The following is a 16,909-nucleotide window of genomic DNA, read 5'->3' on the forward strand; positions in this document are numbered from 1 at the left end:
GACGGCGCCGCCGCCGTGCTCCTCGCCGCCGGGGCGCGCGCCCCCGAGCTGTGCGCGCGCCCCGCCTGGATCCGCGGCATCGACCACCGGATCGAGGCGCACGGCCTCGGCGTCCGGGACCTCACCGACTCGCCCTCCACCCGCCTGGCCGCCGAGCGCGCCGGCGCCTTCGAACGGCCCGTCGACACCGCCGAACTGCACGCGCCCTTCACCGCGCAGGAGATCGTCCTGCGCAAAGCGCTGCGGCTCGGCGACACCGTGGCGGTCAACCCGTCCGGCGGCGCGCTCGCCGCCCACCCGATCATGGCCGCCGGCCTGATCCGCGTCGGCGAGGCGGCCGGCCGCATCCACCGGGGCGGCTCCGACCGGGCCCTCGCCCACGCCACGTCCGGCCCCTGCCTCCAGCAGAACCTGGTCGCCGTACTCGAAGGGGATCCCCGATGAGCAAGGAGCCCGTGGCCGTCGTAGGCGTCGGCCAGACCAAGCACGTGGCGGCACGCCGGGACGTCTCCCTCGCCGGGCTCGTCCGGGAGGCGGCCCGAGCGGCCCTCGACGACGCCGAGTTGACCTGGGCCGACATCGACGCCGTGGTCATCGGCAAGGCGCCCGACTTCTTCGAGGGCGTGATGATGCCGGAGCTCTACCTCGCGGACGCGCTGGGCGCGGTCGGCAAACCGGTGCTGCGCGTGCACACCGCCGGGTCGGTCGGCGGCTCCACCGCCCTGGTCGCGGCCCAGCTCGTCGCCGCCCGCGTCCACACCACCGTCCTCACCCTCGCCTTCGAGAAACAGTCCGAGTCCAACGCCATGTGGGGCCTGTCCCTGCCGATCCCGTTCCAGCAGCCGCTGCTGGCCGGGGCGGGCGGCTTCTTCGCCCCGCACGTGCGCGCGTACATGCGGCGCAGCGGCGCGCCCGACACGATCGGCTCGCTCGTGGCGTACAAGGACCGGCGCAACGCCCTGAGGAATCCGTACGCGCATCTCCACGAGCGCGACATCACCCTGGAGAAGGTCCAGGCCTCGCCGATGCTCTGGGACCCGATCCGCTACTCGGAGACCTGCCCGTCCTCCGACGGCGCCTGTGCCATGATCCTCACCGACCGGTCCGGAGCCGCCCGCGCGCCCTGCCCGCCCGCCTGGATGCTCGGCGGCGCGATGCGCAGCGAGCCCACCCTCTTCGCCGGGAAGGACTTCGTCTCGCCACGGGCCGGCCAGGACTGCGCCGCCGACGTCTACCGGCAGGCCGGGATCGCCGACCCCCGCCGGGACATCGACGCCGCCGAGATCTACGTGCCGTTCTCCTGGTACGAGCCGATGTGGCTGGAGAACCTCGGCTTCGCCGCCGAGGGCGAGGGCTGGAAGCTCACCGAGTCCGGGGTGACCGAGCTGGACGGTGACCTGCCGGTCAACATGTCCGGCGGGGTGCTGTCCACCAACCCCATCGGCGCCTCCGGAATGATCCGCTTCGCGGAGGCGGCCCTCCAGGTGCGCGGGCTGGCGGGCGACCATCAGGTCGACGGCGCCCGCAAGGTGCTCGGGCACGCCTACGGAGGCGGCTCGCAGTTCTTCTCCATGTGGCTGGTGGGAGCGCGGCCGCCGGACGCCTGAAAGGTCCCCCTCACGTGGCCTGTCGGCTCCGGGGACCGATCGCTAGGCTGGCCGCGGACGACGAGTCGGGAGGAGCACGGACGTGGCCGAGACCACCATCCAGCAGCAGCCGCTCAAGGGCTGGGACAAGCCGGAACTGGATCTGAGCAACGCCGAATGGCAGTCCAGCAGCCGGGGCCGGGGGGATGTCCAGATCGCCTTTGTCGAGGGTTTCATCGCCATGCGCAACAGCGGCCGCCCGGAGAGCCCCTCCCTGATCTTCACTCCCGCCGAGTGGGGCGCGTTCATGTCGGGCGCCCGGGAGGGCGAGTTCGACCTGACCTGACCTTCCCCGGCGTGAGCCGGGTGACCGACCGGCCCGGAGGGAGGGGTGTTCCGCCCGGTTTCCGGACACGCGATCCCGAGAGGCATCCCGGGGCCGGTGCCTGAGCGAGGCCGGTCCCGGGAAGTGGGGGGTTCGCCACTGCGGAGGTGAGGAACCCATGAGCACCCTGCCGGTCATCGCGGCGTTCGACGGTTCGGACGACAGCCTGCGGGCCCTGGACTGGGCTCTCGACGCCGCCCGCGGACGCGGAGCCCCGCTGCGGGTGGTGCATGTGCGGCAGTACGCCGCCCGGATGCCCGCCGACGTCGAGGTCGCCCGGCTCCCGGAGACCGAGGACGATCCGGTGCTCGCCCTGGCCCGCGCCCACGTCGCCGGCGCGCCGGACGTGGAGTACGTCGGACCCGAGGGCACCCCGTCCGCCGTCCTCCCCGAACTGGGCGCCGACGCCCAGCTCTTGGTCCTCGGCTCGCGGGGCCGCGGCGGCTTCGCGAGTCTGCTGCTCGGCTCCAACGGCCTCGCCGCGGCCCGGGACGCCGCCTGCCCGGTCGTCGTCGTGCCCCGGCCCGGCCGCGAGGTCGACGACGCGCCGCCGCAGGAACCCGGCCCCCGGGTGGTCGTGGGCCTCAACGTCGACGGCCCGGACGACGCCACACTCGCCTTCGCCTTCGAGGAGGCCGCCCGGCGCGCCGCCCGCCTGCAGGTGGTCGCCGCCTACCCGTGGCCGCTTCAGCTCTGGGCGGGCGCGGCGGGCGAGCTGCTGCCGACCGGCATCGACCAGGACGCCGTCGAGAGCGAGGTACGCACCCTCGCGGAGGGCTTCCTCGCCCCGCACCGCCGGCGCCACCTGGGCGTCAGGACGGAACCGCACGTGGCGCCCGGCGACGCCGCCGCCCAGCTCGTCGCGCACTCGCAGGGCGCCGACCTGGTCGTCGTGGGCCGCCACCGCCGCCGCCTGCTCGCCCCCGCCCGCATGATGGGCTCGGTCACCCACGCCGTGCTGCTGCACGCGGCGAGCCCCGTCGCGGTGGTGCCGCCCGCGCCCCCGGAGGAGTAGCCGCAGGGCAGGCTGGAGGAAAGCACCGCAGGCTAATGGGTACTGTCACCCCCTATCATTAGCGCCATGCAGGACCAGACCAGCAGGGCCGCACGGCTCGCGCTCGACCTCGCCCTGACCGTCCGGCACGACGGGCACGGCGGCGTCGCCGACGACCTGACCGGCACCGAAGGGCTCACCGCCTGGGTGCGCGCCCACCCCGACGCCGTACCGGACGCCGGTGCCTACACCGCCGACGCCGGGACCCTGACCGCCGTCCGCGAGCTGCGCGCCGCCGTCCGCGCCCTGTTCGCCCGCGCCGTACGCCCCACCGCGCCGAGCCCCGCCGACGCGGCCCGTCTGCTGCCCGCCGCCGAGGCCCTGGCGCGACTGAACGCCGCGGCGGCCCGCACCCCCACCGTCCCGGTCCTGCTCTGGCCCGAGGACGCCGAACCCCTCGTGCGCCACCACCCCGCGCACGGCGAGATCGAGCTGACCGCCCTGCTCGCGCAGGCAGCGGTCGCCTTCCTCGCGAGCCCCGAGCGGCAGCGGCTCCGCGCCTGCCACGCCCCGCGCTGTCAGCGCTACTTCCTGAAGGAACATCCGCGTCAGGAGTGGTGCAAACCGTCCTGCGGCAACCGCGCGCGCGTCGCCCGCCACCACGAACGGCACAAGAAGCCCGCCTAGGCGCTCCGCGGGAGGCGCCACGTCGCGCCGTCGGACGTCCGCGGAACGTCTTGGCTGCTCGCGCCACGCGGCAGCGCCGCATTTCGATGCGGCCCCCGCGTTCCCATCAGTGCGCTGCCGAGCCGTCCGGCGCCCCCTCAACGGACGCCCGCCCTCCCGGCGCCGACGACCTGCGGGCACGTACCATGGCGGCATGTCGTTCCTCCGCCGCCGCAGCGCCACCCCCGCCGGGCCCGACTTCGACGTGCTGGCCATGGACCCGGGCGACTGGCCCGGCAATCTGGGCGCGGGCCTGCTGCCCGCCCCCGACGGCACCTGCCAGGGCGTCTTCCTGCGCTACGACCTGTTCGGCGGCCGCGGCCCCGCGATGATCATCGGCAACCTCCCCGAGGGCTCCCCGGCCCGGGAGGTCGTCGAGGGGCAGGTCCCGTTCGAGGTGGCCCAGCTGCTGCTGGCCCTGGACAACGACGAGGAGGTGACCGTCGTCGGCACCGAGGACATGCCGGTGATGCAGGGCGACAACCTCCTCATCGTGCGCCGCCTGAAGCTCTCCGAGAGCCGCATCTCCTGCGTGCAGTTCGACCGCAGCGACAACGTGCTGGTCACCATCGCCGCCTGGGACCGCCCGATCACCGACGATCTGTACGCCCTGCTGAAGCCGCTCCCGGCGGAGCTGTTCCAGCAGGGCTGAGCCGCTGGAACGACAGCTTCACGTCGGCCGCCCGGACGAACGCGACCCGGTGGCCGAACTGGATCTCGTAGTACATGTCCTTGCCCACGACCACCCGGTGCCCGTCGGTGGCGAAGGTGACCGCGTAGTAGTACTCGCCGGGCACCTTGTCGCCGACGACGTACTTCTGCCCGTTGAGCAGCTTGTACGGCAGCGGGGACACCGACTGGGCGGGCACTCCCGCCGGGTAGGCGGACGCCTCCGGGTAGGCGCGGCCGTACACCGGGACGCTGTCCATCCCGCTCCTCGGCGTGATGACCAGGCCCTTCGCGGGCACCGCGGTCGGGGCCTTCGGCGGGTTCCGGAACCACGCCTTCTGACCCAGGTACCAGATCGCCGTCCACTCGCCCTGGCGTCCGGCCACCGCGAACTGCTGTCCGGTGGAGACCCGTGAGCCGAGGTCGTTGACGCCTGTCGTCGAGTCGCCGCCGCCCGGCCGCAGACCGATGTCCTTGATCAGCGGGTAGGTCTCGCCGGGCCCCGAGTACAGCCGCACCGCGCTCGAGCCGTGCGTCGCGCAGGGCGCGCCCGGCGTGGTGCAGCCCGTGTACTCCGGCCGGTTCGCGGCGTAGTCCGGCAGGATCGTCACCATGCCGCTGCCCGCGCGGGCGGTGGGACCGAAGGGGCGGCCCAGCAGCGTGAAGTAGTGCCGCCAGTCCCAGTACGGGCCGGGGTCCGTGTGCATGCCGGGGATCGTCGCCGTGGTCGTGCCGGGCACGGTGTCGTGGCCGAGGATGTGCTGCCGGTCCAACGGGATGCCGTACTTCTTGGCGAGGTACTTCACCAGCCGGGCCGACGAGCGGTACATCGCCTCCGTGTACCAGGCGTCCGGCGAGGTCAGGAAGCCCTCGTGCTCCAGCCCGATCGACTTGGCGTTGACGTACCAGTTTCCCGCGTGCCAGGCCACGTCCTTCGCCTTGACGTGCTGCGCGATGTGGCCGTCCGTGGAGCGCAGCGAGTAGTTCCAGGACACGTAGGTCGGGTCCTGCACCATGTCGAGGACGCCCTCCCAGGCGCCCTCCGTGTCGTGCACCACGATGTAGTCGATGTCCTGCGAGGCCGGGCGCGAGCCCAGGTCGTGGTTGCCGTAGTCGCCGTCGCCGAACTCCTCGTACGGCGCCGGGATCCACTCGCAGGAGACGGTGGCCGGGCATTCGGTGCCCTCGGTGTCCGCCGCGCGCAGGCCCGCCGACCGCAACGGCGCGGTGTCGGGGACGAGTCCGGGCTGCGCCGCCAGGGTGACCCGCTGCCCGGCGTCCGTGCGCCGTTGCAGGCCGGTGCGCAGCACGTCGTACACGTCGTCGGCGTACCTCGCCGCCGTCGCGGCGTCGTCGGCGCCGGAGAAGCGGGCCACCGCCCCGTACCAGCCGGCCGGATCGTCGCTCAGCGGTTCGCCCAGCTCGCGCTGCGCGGCGGCGAGCAGCGCCGCGCCGCCCGCCACATTGGCCGCCGGGTCGGTGCGCAGGTCCTCGGCGCTGATGCCGGTCAGCTCGGCGGCCTGCGTCAGGGTCCGCAGGCGGGCCGGGAGTTCGGCGCTCTGCGGCAGCTTCGCCTCCGGGAGCAGCGCCGGGCGGGCGTCGTCACCGCGTGGGTCCTCGGATCCCTCGCTGTGATGCGGCGCGGTGGCCAGAGCCGTACGGGCGTCGGTGAGGTGCATCGGGCCGTATCCGCCGGACACGCTCGGCGCGCTGCCGTGCGCGTCCCAGCGGGACTGGAGATAGGAGACACCGAGCAGCACGCTCTGCGGCACGTCGTACGCGGCGGCGGCCCTCTCGAACGCCTGCTGCAACCGCCCGTCCGCACTGTCGTCCGGGCCGGCGTCGGACGGGGCCGCGCCGAGCAGCGGCAGCATCAGCGCCGCTGCGGCCACAACGCCGGCGCCGCGGCGCGGACGCCTCGGCCCGGCGGCTCGTCGGGGGTCGGTGGCGGATCCTCGCAAAGCAGCCTCCTGGCTGGGACGGTTGGGCGCGATGAGCCGTGCGGGGGCCGGGCGTGTCAGTGGTACCGGCTCTCCGACGATCCGTCAATCATGCAACCGGGAAGGCGATTTCCCCGGTCAGCGCGGGGTGCGGGGAGTTTCGCGGCGGCGGCCGACCGGCCTGCGGGGCGTCAGTGGCATACACCAATGGGGCCCGTTCCGTGGCCCCGGACGCGACGAGGTCCGCGGTGCGCCGCTGTCCTGGGCACACCGCGGACCGTCATCCCCCTTCAGCGAGTGCCGACCGCCGCGCGCACGGCCCGGCGGGCCAGCTGGCAGTCGTCGTGCAGCCGCCGCAGGAGCAGCCGCTGTTCCTCGCCGGACGGCGCAGCACCCGGGTGGGCCGCTCCCGGTGCCGCAGGGGTCGTGTCGTGCATCGAACGCTGCACGGCCGTCTCGTACGTACGGATCTCACGGGTCAGCACGAGCATCAGATTGACCAGGAACGCGTCCCGCGAGGCCGGCCCCGCGGACTGGGCGATCTGGCTGATGTGCCGCCGCGCACCCGGCGCGTCGCCGAGCACCGCCCACAGGGTGGCCAGGTCGTACCCCGGCAGGTACCAGCCGGCGTGCTCCCAGTCCACCAGCACCGGTCCCGCCGGTGAGAGCAGGACGTTCGACAGCAGGGCGTCACCGTGGCAGAACTGGCCCATGCCCTGCCGGCCCGCGGCGAGCGCGATGCCGTGCAGCAGCTTCTGCAGGTCGCCCAGGTCCCGGTCGGTGAGCAGACCCAGCTCGTGGTAGCGGGAGATGCGAGCCGCGTAGTCCAGCGGCGCGTCGAACGTGCCCGCGGGGGGCCGCCAGGCGTTCAGCCGGCAGATCGCGCTCAGCGCCTGCCGGATGTCCGCGCGCGGCGGTGCCTCCGACGGGTGCCGCTGGAGGGCCGCCGCCCGTCCGGGCATCCGCTCGATGACCAAGGTGCAGTTGTCCGGGTCCGCCGCGATCAGCCGGGGCGCCCGCACGGGCGGGCGGTGCCGGACGAACGAGCGGTATGCCGCTATTTCGTGGCGGATCCGCTCGGCCCACGCCGGGGACTGGTCGACTAAACACTTGGCGACGGCCGTACTGCGTCCTGTGGTGCCGACCAGCAGCACGGACCGTCCGCTGCGGCGCAGAACCTGCACCGGAGCGAACTCCGGGCAGATCCGGTGCACCGACGCGATCGCCGTGCGCAGCTGGGCGCCCTGGGGGCCGGACAAGTCGAGTCTCCCGCTGAGCGGTTGGGTGCCGAGCCCCGCGGGGCGCCGTGACCGGCCCGCGCCGAGCACGGGGGCCGTCGGGCGCGGGGGGGCTAGGTAGGGGCCGCCGCCCGGCAGGGGGGGCTCTCCCGGCCTCGAGGAGGCGGGAGCCGCGGGGCGCGGGCGCAGCGGCCGGGGCGGGGCGGACACGGAGGACGATGCTGTGTACATGGGCGAAACAGATCCCTTCGTGTGCCTGCGAAGTCATTGCGCCACCCGCCCCGACCGCCCGGGTGCACCCTGGGGAATGCACCAGCCGTATCAAGCAGGCGACCGGGTCGGGGTGGCGCTTTCCTACCTGACACCCGATGTCCCGTGGCACACCATCTGGCGCACCCTGGCGAACCCTGGCGAATAGTCGCCCGGCAACTCGCCCCGGGCTACTGTCAACTCAGCCGAGTACCTGGGGGCTTGATGTGAGCGGACAACCCAACACCCGCCTGGCGGACCTGTTCGGCCTGGCCGGCTGGTCCAAGGGAGAGCTCGCGAGGCTGGTCAACAAGCAGGCGGCGGCCATGGGCCATCCTCAGCTTGCGACCGACACCTCGCGGGTGCGGCGGTGGATCGACACGGGAGAGATCCCGCGCGATCCGGTGCCGCGGGTGCTGGCGGCTCTGTTCACCGAGCGTCTCGGCCGTGTCGTGACCATGGAGGACCTCGGTCTGGTCCGGCACGGGCGTGCGGGGAAACGGCAGAGCGGCGGGAATGTGGACCATCCCGACGGTGTGCCGTGGGCGCCCGAACGGACCGCTGCGGTCCTCACCGAATTCACGGGAATGGACCTCATGCTCAACCGACGCGGCTTGGTGGGCGCGGGTGCCGTGCTCGCCGCGGGATCCGCACTCAGCAGCGCCATGTACGACTGGCTGCACACCGACCCGGCCCTGGCGGCCGACGCTCCCCAGATCGACGACCCCCTGCACGCCGACCCCGCCGGGTTCGACCGTTACGAGGCCGCCCCCATCGGGTCGCAGGAGATCGAGGAACTGGAGCGCTCGGTCGAGGTGTTCCGCGCCTGGGACGCGGCCCGCGGCGGCGGGCTCCAGCGCAAGGCGGTCGTGGGCCAGCTCAACGAGGTGGGCGGCATGCTCGCCTACCGTCACCCACCCCATCTGCAACGGCGCCTGTGGGGCGTCGCGGCCAATCTCGCCGTCCTCGCGGGCTGGATGTCGCACGACGTCGGCCTGGAACCCACGGCCCAGAAGTACTTCGTCATCGCCGCCCATGCCGCGAGAGAGGGCGGCGACCGGCCCCGGGCCGGGGAGGCGCTCTCCCGGGCGGCCCGCCAGATGGTGCATCTGGGCCGGCCCGACGACGCGCTCGACCTGATGAAGCTCGCCACCTCCGGCTCGGGGGAGGAGGTGCTGCCCCGGACCCAGGCGATGTTCCACACCGTCGAGGCCTGGGCGCAGGCGTCCATGGGCAAGGGCCAGGCTATGCGCCGCACCCTCGGGCAGGCGGAGGACCTGTTCGTCTCCGACAAGGGGGACGTACCCCCGCCCAGCTGGATGCAGCTGTTCAACGAGGCGGACCTGTACGGCATGCAGGCCTTGGCCTACCGCACGCTCGCGGAGCACGAGCCGGGCGCCGCGGCGCACGCCCAGCACTACGCGGACAAGGCCCTGGCGCTGCGGGTCGACGCACAACAGCGGTCGAAGATCTTCGACTTCCTGTCCATGGCGTCCGCCTGCTTCATCGCGGACGACCCCGAGCAGGCGGACCGGTTCGCCCGTCTCGCGCTGATGTCCATGGGCCAGAACTCCTCGCGCCGTACCTGGGACCGGCTGCGCCAGATGTACCGGCTCACCGCCCAGTACGCCGAGTACCCGAAGATCCAGCAGTTGCGGGAGGAGATCAAGCTGGCTCTGCCAAAGCAGAAGGGGAAAGGTAACAGCTCAACGGTGTAGGGCGACTGTTCCTGTCCCCCTCTTCTCCCTCTCCCTGTTCCTTCTCCCTATGACGTGACCCTGGCGATCAGGACGCAGGCGTCGTCCTGGCGTGCCGTCTCGCCGAACTCCTCCACGACCATCCGCAGGCAGTCCTGTGCGGTCCGGGCCTCGGCGAAGCGCGGGGCCAGGTCGGTGAGGCGGGGCGCGGCGTCCGTCCCGCTGCTTCCGGGCACCAGCCCGTCGGTGTGCAGCAGGACCAGGTCGCCCTCTTCGAGGGCCTCCTCGGTCTCGCCGTAGGCGGCACCCGAGGTCGCGCCGAGCAGGACGCCGTCCGGTGCGTTCAACCTGCGCCCCGTCCCGTTGCGGAACAGCAGCGGGGCGGGGTGTCCTGCTTGCGCCCAGACCAGAGTGCGGGTCTCGGGGCGGTAGCGGCAGCAGACGGCGCTGCCCAGGGCGGGCTCGACGGTCGTGTCCAGCAGCTGGTTCAGCCACGCCAGCAGCTTGCCGGGCCGGGTGCCCGCCATCGCCATGCCGCGGACGGCGCCCAGCAGCATCGCCATGCCCGACGTCACGGCGACGCCGTGGCCGGTGAGGTCGCCGACGCTCAGCAGCGTCTCACCCTCGGGCAGTTCCAGCGCGTCGTACCAGTCGCCGCCGGTCGACTCGCCGGGTGACGCGGGCAGGCGACGGGCCGCCAGCTCCAGGCTGTGCGGGCCGTCCTGGCGCGGGAGCCGCAGGGAGCCGCGCCACGGCGGCAGCACGGCCTCCTGCGGCTCGACCGCCGGCCCGTGCTCGGACCACCGTGCGACGTCCTGCGGGCGCCGGAGCGAGTCACGGGTCTCGCTCACCGCTCGCTGGCTGCGCCGCAGTTCGCTGACGTCCCGCAGCACGGCCCACATCGAGGCGGTGCTGCCGTCAGAGCCGAGCACGGGCTCGCCCATCATGTGAACCGTCCGCACCCCGCCGTCCGGCCGTACGATCCGGAACTCGCCGTCGATGCGCTGGGCGTCGACCAGGCAGTCCGTGACCATCGAGGTCAGCTTGGGCCGGTCCGCGTCGAACACCAGCGAGGGCAGCTCGTCCAGGGTGAGCGGGGGAGTGGAGGCGTCGCGGCCGAGGATCTCGTACAGCTCGGTGGACCAACTGGCATGGTCCGTCAGCAGGTTCCACTCCGCGCTGCCGACCCGGCTGAGCAGCGAGTCGCCGCGGGCCGCGGGCACCGCCGCCGGGGCCTGCTCGGCCCGCGCCGTCGCGGTGACCGGGGGCGGGCCGTCGCGCAGCTGGGCCAGATGCTCGTCGAGGTCGTTGAGTTGATGCAGCGCGAGGTCGTAGAGTGCGCGCTGCCAACGGTCCCGTGGGTCCGAGCCGTCACTGCGCGCGTCCCGCCGTACGGCGTCCATGTCGCCTTTGAGCCGTCGCGTCTGCGATATCAGCGCTTCGACCGTGCCGCGTCCTGGCGGCTGGGCGGCTGGGTGGTCCGCAGAGAGATGGGACGGCATGACGCACTCCGATGCGGGGACGGTACGACAAGGCGGTGGTGGGACCGCTACGACTGTCGCACAGCCCGCGACGCCCTGTAAGGGATTTGGCAACACACGATACGGTGGTGCATCTGGCATATGCCAGCGTCTTCACGGAGTGCTTGGTGCGTAGCCGGTACCTACGTCCCGCGACGGGCAAGTCGTATGCGGCGTACGTGAATTGACGGGCTGTCGGGCCTTATGTGTCGCACTCAAATGGGTGTTCGTCGTATGCGTGTTCCAGGGTGTACGTGAGAGGGCGCAACGCGCTCGTAAGAGAACCGGCATGGAACCGGCCGCCCTCTCGCGCAGTGGAGACCGAAGCATGGACATCACGCTCCAGCAGCCCGCCCGCGCCCGGCTGATCACGGCGGAGGAGCGGGAGCTCCCCGTCCCCGTCACCCTCCGCTACCTGTCCGCCGACCCCCTCGCGGTGCACTTCGACTTCCCGCCCGAGTCGTGCCTCGACGGCCGGGCGCTCAGCTGGACCTTCGCCCGGACGCTGCTGGAGGAAGGGGTGCGGGGCCCGGCCGGCAGCGGTGACGTGCACATCTGGCCGTGCGGGCGGGCCCTCACGGTGCTGGAGTTCCACTCGCCGTGCGGACTCGCGCTGCTCCAGTTCGACACCTCGGCGCTGCGCCGCTTCCTGCTGCGCACGTACGCGGTCGTCGCGGCCGGTCAGGAGGACGTCGGCGGGGCCGTCGAGCGGGGGCTGAGCACCCTGTTCGACGAGGTCTGACCCGGCGGCGGGGCCGTGCCGCGGGTCAGCCGTCCTGGCCCGCGTACAGCTCCGGGCGTGCGGCGAGGCCGACGGTCACCCGGCCGCCGCCCTCCAGGGCTCTGACCCCCGCCTCGGCGACGACGGAGGCCGCGTATCCGTCCCAGGCGCTCGGGCCGGTGACCCGGCCCTGCCGGGTGGCGTCGACCCAGGCCTGCACCTGGCGGTCGTAGGCGTCCGCGAACCGTACGAGGTAGTCCTGCGGCACCTCCTGGCGGGCGCCGCCCTCCGCCGTGACGAGTACGGTGTGGTCCTCCCCGATCCGGGCGCTGCCCGCCTCGCAGACGGCCTCGCAGCGCACCTGGTAGCCGAAACCGCAGTTCACGAAGACCTCCACGTCGACCACCGCGCCGCCCGCCGTCTCGAACAGCACGAACTGCGGATCGACCAGGCCCTCGGGGGCGTTCGCGGAGGACCGGGGACGCAGCACCGTCACGGCGGTCAGCTCCTGGCCGAGCAGCCAGCGCGCCGCGTCGATCTCGTGCGAGACCGAACTGTTGACCAGCATCGCGCTGGTGAAGCCCGGCGGCGAGGAGACGTTGCGGTGGACGCAGTGCAGCATCAGCGGCCGCCCCAGACGGCCACTGTCCAGCAGCGACTTCAGTTGCCGGTACTCGGCGTCGTAGCGCCGCATGAAGCCGATCTGCGCGAGCCGCCGGCCGAGCCGCGCCTCGGCCTCCACCACCCGCAGCGCCCCCTCCGACTCCGGCACCATGGGTTTCTCGCACAGCACCGGAAGGCCGCGCGCGAAGGCCGCGAGAAGGGCCTCCTCGTGGGCGGGGCCGGGGGAGGCGATCAGTACGGCGCTGACCCCGGGCGCGTCCAGAGCGGCCTCCGCCTCGGAGTGCACCGCGACCCCGTCGATACCCGCCGCCGCCTCTTTCGCCCGTGCCGGGTCCGGGTCGGCGACGGCGGCCACCCTGGCGCCGCTCACCACCCGGTCCAGCCGCCGTATGTGGTCCGCTCCCATGTGTCCCGCGCCCAGCACCGCCACGCCCAGCAGCTCACCCACGTGCGCCCTCCCTTGTCGCCGGCTGTCCCGGCGTAGCGTAGGCACAAGGGCGCGGGCGCCGTCAGTAGCGAAGCACTCCCGCGATGCCGTTGGCGTCGGCCAGGGTGCCGTCCGGGACGAAGCGGACGTCGGCGCCGGTCTCCAGGCACTGCTCCACGATCTCGTCCACGATGTCCTCGCGGGCGTCGAGATCGTCGCCGGAGGCCGGGACGAGGTGGTCGCCGTCGTCGCGCACGGTCACGCGGTAGTTCTCCTCGACGGCGAGCAGCCGCACCCGGGCCTCCCGGGCGTTCTGCCAGACCTCGTCCACACCGGCCGCGAACTCCTTGCGCCCGCGGGCCGATTCGAGTTCCTTCGTCACGGTGTCGATGGTCCTCAGGTCCTCGTCCTCGACGATCGCGCCCACCGCCTGCCACACGGCGTCCGGGGTGCCGTGGGCGAGACCGCCGTGCGCGATGTGCAGGGCCCGCCGCGAGGCGTCCCCGACCTCGTCGAGGCAGGACAGCGCGGCCTGCTCACCGGTCACGTACAGCGGCCGCGGACGGTCCCGCAGGATCGCGCCCACCGCCGTGTCGGCCTCGCGCAGGAAGTGCCGGGTGTCCTCGTCGCGGAACGTGCTCGGCAGGTCGCCGACCCGTTCCAGGCGCTCGGGGTCGAAGTTCTCCGCCCTGCGGGTCATCGGGAAGCCGCCGCCGCGCTCTTCGGTGACGCGGCCCCCGCCGCCGTTCCACAGGGTGGCGCGGTCGGCCGAGATCGACAGCACCCAGAACGACCGTTCGGACACCTGTGCGGAGACCAGGTTGCGGGTGAGGAAGGTGTCGGAGAGCACCACCCGCTCGGGCACGGTACGGGCGAGCGACCACACCTGGTGCTCACCGGGGGCGGCGTAGATCACCAGGCCGTCCTCGGAATGGGTCAGATCGACCTCGCCGAGCGCCTGGTCGAGCTGGGCCGCCACATCGGCACGCCGCTCCCGGGTCACCGCGGGATCGGCCTCCAGCTGCTTCTTGGCCTCGGACACCACATTGCGCAGCCGGACCCGGTCCTGCGCGTTGTACGGCTCCCTGCGGTGCGTCGGCGTCAGCACGGAGACTGCCGGGTAAGGGCGCGGGCGGCGCAGCTCGGACAGGGTCGTGGGACTGAGTGCGTGCTCCATGACAGAACCATAGGACCGATTCACGTATCGGGCATTTGGGGCGGGATGATCGTCATGGAGCGGCCCCCTCGCCGTTCCCGGAGCCGCAGGAGCTGCCGTTCGGCGGCAGGGTGCCGTAGAGCAGGAAGTCGTCGACCTTGCCGTGCACGCACTTGGACGACATGTAACCGGTGTGGCCCTCGCCCTTGTTGTCGAGCAGCACGGCCGACGGCCCCAGCCGCTTCGCCGTCTGCACGGCCCAGCGGTACGGCGTCGCCGGGTCGCCGCGCGTGCCCACCAGCAGCATCTCGGGGCCGTCGACGTTCTTCACCTCGTCGCGGATGAAGTCGGTGCCCCGGGGGCGGCCGTAGCACAGCAGGACCTGCGTGAGGCGGAACGGGCCGAAGACCGGGGACGCCGCCTCGTAGGTGGCCCGCAGCCGGGCGAGGTTCCCGGTGATCTGCCGGGCCGTGGGGCGGTCGGGGTCGTCGGCGCAGTTGACCGCCATCAGCGCGGCCGGGAGGTTGTCCAGGGGGACGTTCTCCTGGTCCACGAGCCCGCCGTCGACCGACGGCGAGTCCCCCCGGCGGCCCTGTCGCGGCCCCGGGGACGCGAGGCCGCCGGTGGCGAAGGCCTCGACGCCCCGCGTGTCCCCGTCCTCGACCAGCGAGGCCAGGGCGCGCTCCAGCGACGGCCACATCTGCCTGCTGTAGAGCGCCTGGCTCAGCGCGCCGACCAGGTCTTGCCCGGTGAACTCGCCGCTGAACGCGGTCGGGACCGGGTCCTCGTCCATCGACCGGACCAGGCGTACGACCTCCTCGCGCGCCGCCCGCGCGTCCTGGCCGAACGGGCAGGCGATGTCCTTCACGCACCAGTCGATGAAGTCGTCCAGCGCGGTCTGCTGCCCCGAGGCGCCCGCCACGCCCTGCCTGGCGAGCGACTCCGTCAGCGTGTCCACGCCGTCGAGCGCCATCCGGCCCACCTTGTCCGGGAACTGGGCCGAGTACACCGCGCCGAGACGCGATCCGTAGGAGAAGCCGAGAAAGTTGAGCTTGTCGTCGCCGAGGGCGTCACGTATGACGTCCAGGTCCCGGGAGACGTTGATCGTGCCTATGTGCGGCAGCACGGGTCCGGAGTGCTTGGCGCACTCCTCGGCCGCCTTCTTCAACTGCCGCAGCACCGCGTTCGGATCGCGCAGCGTCTCGTCGGTCCCGGCCGTGACCTCGGCGCCGGCGTACGGGCTGTCGCCGCAACTGACCGGGGAGGAGCGGCCGACGCCGCGCGGATCGAAGCTCACCACGTCGTAGCCGTCGGTCAGGCTCATGAAGTCGTCGCGGCTGTGAGCGAGTTCGCTGACTCCCGGACCGCCGGGACCGCCGAAGTTCAGCAGCAGCGAGCCGCGCTTGTGGCCGCTCGCCCGGTACCGGGCCAGCGCCAGATCGAGCGTTCCGGCGTCCGGCCGGGCGTAGTCCAGCGGGACGGTGACCTTTCCGCACTGAAGGTCGCGGGGGACGGTCCCGCCCTCGCACTTCTTCCACACGACCTTCTGCCGGTAGAACCGGGTCAGGTCGGGCTGCGCGTCGTCCGCGGGCGTCGCCGGCACGCCGGCGCCCAGCATCGCCAGGCCGATGGCTCCGGCGACCGAGTGGCGTCGTACCGCGCGCCGCGGTGACAGCTTGGCCAGCATCGATGCCTCCAAGGGGCCCCGCAGGGGACCGGTGAACGGCGCCCTCGCTCACGATAAGCGGCCCTCGCGGGGGCCGCCTCCGGGGCCGGTGGGACGCGGGGGCCGCCCTCACCTGTTCGGCTCACCCGCCCGGTACGGTCGGTTACGGACTGTGTGCAGGGGTTCGGACGCCTTTACTGCCAGTTCGACAAACGTGTCACTCGGTGGGGTGAAAGGCGGATAAGCCATAACTCGGATGGTTCACCTGCGTTTTATCCGGTGCGGGTGAGTGCCCGCGACCACGTCTGGAAGGCAGGGACCCAATGAAACGGGTTACCCGAAACGGTGTGATCGCCGTCGCCGCCGCGTCCGGCGCGATGGCTGTGACGTTTCCGGCGCACGCGGACTCCGCGGCCGACGGAGCCGCGGTCGGCTCGCCAGGGCTGATCTCCGGCAACACCATCCAGCTCCCGGTGCACGTCCCGGTGAACGTGTGCGGGAACACCGTGAACGTGGTGGGGCTCCTGAACCCCGCCGCGGGCAACCGCTGCGCCAACACCGGCGGCGCGACGAAGGGAGGCCCCGGTTCGGGGTCCGCGTCCGGTGGGGGAGCATCCGCCGAGGGCAGCGGAAAGGATTCGCCCGGAGTGCTCTCCGGCAACGGGGTACAGCTCCCGGTGGATCTGCCGGTGAACGTCACCGGCAACAGCGTGAACGTCGTCGGCATCGGCAACGCGGCCGTCGGCAACGAGTCGGAGAACTCCGGCGGCCCGGTCCGCCCCGAGGAGCCGGCGCCGGAACCGTCGGTCCCGCCGAAGGCCCTCCCGGCGCCGAAGCCGATGGCCCCGCGTGCCACGGAGCCGACGGCCGGCCTCGCCGAGACCGGCGCGGACGCGACTCTGCCCACGGCGATCGGCGCCTCGGCGCTGGTGCTCGGCGGGGCGGCCCTCTACCGCCGGTTCCGACCTCGCCCGATGCGCTAGCTGTATTCGGCCGGGAGGCTGGTGGCCCACGCTAATGCCCGGCTGACCGCTCACGGCAGATGCCTGCTGGTGCGTCGCCCCTGGGGGCTGGTGAGGCCGCATGGCACCGTTGGGCCCGCACGGCGTCATGGGTCCTTGCGGGTTGCTGAGCCTGCGGGGTCTCCCGCGCCTGCCTGGTATCGCCGGTCCGGCGCGGGTCCGGGCACGCATGCGGGAGGCCCCATCGGTGGTGAGGCGGTTTCTAGGGATCGTCGCAACACATGATCGGTTAGGTCAGACGGCGAGCAGTTTATGCAGACGCTCGGCTGGGGTTTCCCAGCCGAGCGTT

Annotated in this window: 14 protein-coding genes and 1 pseudogene; 9 read left to right on the forward strand and 6 right to left on the reverse strand. The window is 72.9% G+C overall.

Features of this window, described 5'->3' with window-relative positions; translation table 11 throughout:
• The 6 genes and pseudogenes from AB0O67_RS30810 to AB0O67_RS30835 form a co-directional block, all read left to right on the forward strand.
• Nucleotides 1–444 (forward strand): annotated as a pseudogene (locus AB0O67_RS30810) (lipid-transfer protein); the annotation flags it as partial.
• Complete coding sequence (locus AB0O67_RS30815; RefSeq protein WP_365457123.1) at nt 441–1,607, forward strand: thiolase domain-containing protein; 1,167 nt, start codon at nt 441–443, stop codon at nt 1,605–1,607. The pseudogene AB0O67_RS30810 and the gene AB0O67_RS30815, both read left to right, overlap by 4 nt.
• An 82-nt stretch (nt 1,608–1,689) precedes the next feature.
• Entirely contained in the window at nt 1,690–1,932 is a 243-nt protein-coding gene (locus tag AB0O67_RS30820) for a DUF397 domain-containing protein (protein ID WP_365457125.1), read from the forward strand.
• Nucleotides 1,933–2,089: 157 nt separating this feature from the next.
• Nucleotides 2,090–2,986: a universal stress protein gene (locus AB0O67_RS30825; RefSeq protein WP_365457128.1), complete on the forward strand. Its 897-nt coding sequence runs from the start codon at nt 2,090–2,092 to the stop codon at nt 2,984–2,986.
• 66 nt (nt 2,987–3,052) lie between these two features.
• On the forward strand, nt 3,053–3,652 hold the full coding sequence (locus tag AB0O67_RS30830; RefSeq protein WP_365457131.1) for an ABATE domain-containing protein: 600 nt from the start codon (nt 3,053–3,055) through the stop codon (nt 3,650–3,652).
• Between the two features lie 193 nt (nt 3,653–3,845).
• A complete protein-coding gene (locus AB0O67_RS30835) occupies nt 3,846–4,343 on the forward strand; it encodes a hypothetical protein (RefSeq protein WP_365457134.1) in 498 nt (165 codons plus the stop codon).
• Here the strand turns inward: AB0O67_RS30835 and AB0O67_RS30840 are convergent.
• Entirely contained in the window at nt 4,282–6,321 is a 2,040-nt protein-coding gene (locus AB0O67_RS30840) for an N-acetylmuramoyl-L-alanine amidase (protein ID WP_365457137.1), read from the reverse strand. The two genes, AB0O67_RS30835 and AB0O67_RS30840, sit on opposite strands and share 62 nt — an antisense overlap.
• Nucleotides 6,322–6,590: 269 nt before the next feature.
• Nucleotides 6,591–7,769: an aminoglycoside phosphotransferase family protein gene (locus AB0O67_RS30845; RefSeq protein ID WP_365457140.1), complete on the reverse strand. Its 1,179-nt coding sequence runs from the start codon at nt 7,767–7,769 to the stop codon at nt 6,591–6,593.
• Between the two features lie 245 nt (nt 7,770–8,014).
• Here AB0O67_RS30845 and AB0O67_RS30850 point away from each other — a divergent pair, with 245 nt between their 5' ends.
• Nucleotides 8,015–9,505, forward strand: coding sequence for a hypothetical protein (locus AB0O67_RS30850; RefSeq protein WP_365457143.1), 1,491 nt, complete (start codon nt 8,015–8,017; stop codon nt 9,503–9,505).
• Between the two features lie 47 nt (nt 9,506–9,552).
• Here the strand turns inward: AB0O67_RS30850 and AB0O67_RS30855 are convergent, their stop codons facing one another.
• Complete coding sequence (locus AB0O67_RS30855) at nt 9,553–10,986, reverse strand: SpoIIE family protein phosphatase (protein ID WP_365457146.1); 1,434 nt, start codon at nt 10,984–10,986, stop codon at nt 9,553–9,555.
• Nucleotides 10,987–11,332: 346 nt separating this feature from the next.
• On the opposite strand from AB0O67_RS30855, the gene AB0O67_RS30860 reads away from it, so the two are divergent.
• On the forward strand, nt 11,333–11,746 hold the full coding sequence (locus AB0O67_RS30860) for an SsgA family sporulation/cell division regulator (RefSeq protein WP_365457149.1): 414 nt from the start codon (nt 11,333–11,335) through the stop codon (nt 11,744–11,746).
• Between the two features lie 25 nt (nt 11,747–11,771).
• Here AB0O67_RS30860 and AB0O67_RS30865 read toward each other — a convergent pair whose 3' ends face one another.
• The 3 genes from AB0O67_RS30865 to AB0O67_RS30875 form a co-directional block, all read right to left on the reverse strand.
• Nucleotides 11,772–12,797, reverse strand: a complete 1,026-nt coding sequence (locus tag AB0O67_RS30865) for a Gfo/Idh/MocA family oxidoreductase (RefSeq protein WP_365457152.1) — start codon at nt 12,795–12,797, stop codon at nt 11,772–11,774.
• A 61-nt stretch (nt 12,798–12,858) separates the two neighbouring features.
• Nucleotides 12,859–13,953 (reverse strand): chemotaxis protein, encoded by a 1,095-nt coding sequence (locus tag AB0O67_RS30870; protein WP_365457155.1) that lies wholly within the window; start codon nt 13,951–13,953, stop codon nt 12,859–12,861.
• A gap of 52 nt (nt 13,954–14,005) precedes the next feature.
• Nucleotides 14,006–15,619 carry an alpha/beta fold hydrolase gene (locus AB0O67_RS30875; RefSeq protein WP_365457158.1) on the reverse strand — a complete coding sequence of 538 codons (1,614 nt, stop codon included), beginning with the start codon at nt 15,617–15,619 and terminating at the stop codon, nt 14,006–14,008.
• Nucleotides 15,620–15,921: 302 nt separating this feature from the next.
• Here AB0O67_RS30875 and AB0O67_RS30880 point away from each other — a divergent pair, with 302 nt between their 5' ends.
• Complete coding sequence (locus tag AB0O67_RS30880; RefSeq protein ID WP_365457161.1) at nt 15,922–16,581, forward strand: chaplin; 660 nt, start codon at nt 15,922–15,924, stop codon at nt 16,579–16,581.
• Nucleotides 16,582–16,909: the final 328 nt, after the last annotated feature.

The sequence above is a fragment of the Streptomyces sp. NPDC086077 genome, from assembly GCF_040686175.1.
Taxonomy (GTDB): Bacteria; Actinomycetota; Actinomycetes; order Streptomycetales; family Streptomycetaceae; genus Streptomyces.